An 866-nucleotide genomic window follows, 5' to 3' on the forward strand; every position below is an offset into this window, starting at 1 on the left:
GGCTCGAACAAGTGCTCCGAAAGCCTCACTCACGGCAGCCGCATCCGTGACAGTCAGCATGTGTGCCCGGTCTTTCACGGACAGGAGAAAATCCGCGATGATATGAGACATCGGTCCCATGACGAGCAATTGTGACGCCCGGTCGAGCTCATCTGCAATATCCCAGAAGTCATCGCGGCTGAAGAACAGGCTGGAATATTCCGCCACATCCAGTTTTCCGGAAAACGGTGTAGCGTAGGAATAAAGAGTGAGGTCGCCTGCCTTCGCTTCGAAGCCTTTTCGGCGGCTGTCCACCGCGACACTTCCCCGCGTCACTACGCCCAAACACCAATGGTCAAGCCGTGATTGCCGGATGGCGTCTTTGTCATAGTCGAGCTTTAGTGAAGGGAGCGCATAATTGGTCAGAAAAATAGATCCCAACTGATAGATTTCCGAGCTCGCAAGAAATCCTGCGCTGGATGGCGTGGCTGCTTCAAGGTTGGACATCCCCTTGCTGAACGCACACCATGCTTCAAATTGCTCGTGCCGCCTGAAAGACTCCGTCGAGAATCTCTGGCTTGGAATCGGCGCCTCTTCCCGCTTGGTCGCGCTTTGCAAATTCATCTTCAAACAATTCCCTGGCGCAAATCCGCAAAAATCCCATCGTATACAGTCAGTAGATTTATTTCACCTCCCGGACCGGCATTGACCGGCATTTTGTATGTCAGATGATCCCCGGAAACAATAACTGTTGCTTGACATTGCCGGCATGCCCATCGACGGTATCCGGTGTGGTCGAACCAGTATGGGCGCCATCGCGCTGGGCGCTGAGTGCAATTCAATTGCCGCTGCGTGCAAAAATGAGCGCCGGCAGTCGAACTGTTCCG

At 53.9% G+C, this 866-nt stretch carries 1 protein-coding gene; it reads right to left on the reverse strand.

The features are described from left to right. Positions 1 to 603, reverse strand: a 603-nt coding sequence (locus C5748_RS27365) for an AraC family ligand binding domain-containing protein (RefSeq protein WP_146119653.1), incomplete at its 3' end; no start/stop codon positions are given. Positions 604 to 866: the final 263 nt, after the last annotated feature.

Origin of the sequence: Phyllobacterium phragmitis (genome assembly GCF_002980495.1) — a bacterium.
Taxonomy (GTDB): domain Bacteria; phylum Pseudomonadota; class Alphaproteobacteria; order Rhizobiales; family Rhizobiaceae; genus Paramesorhizobium; species Paramesorhizobium phragmitis.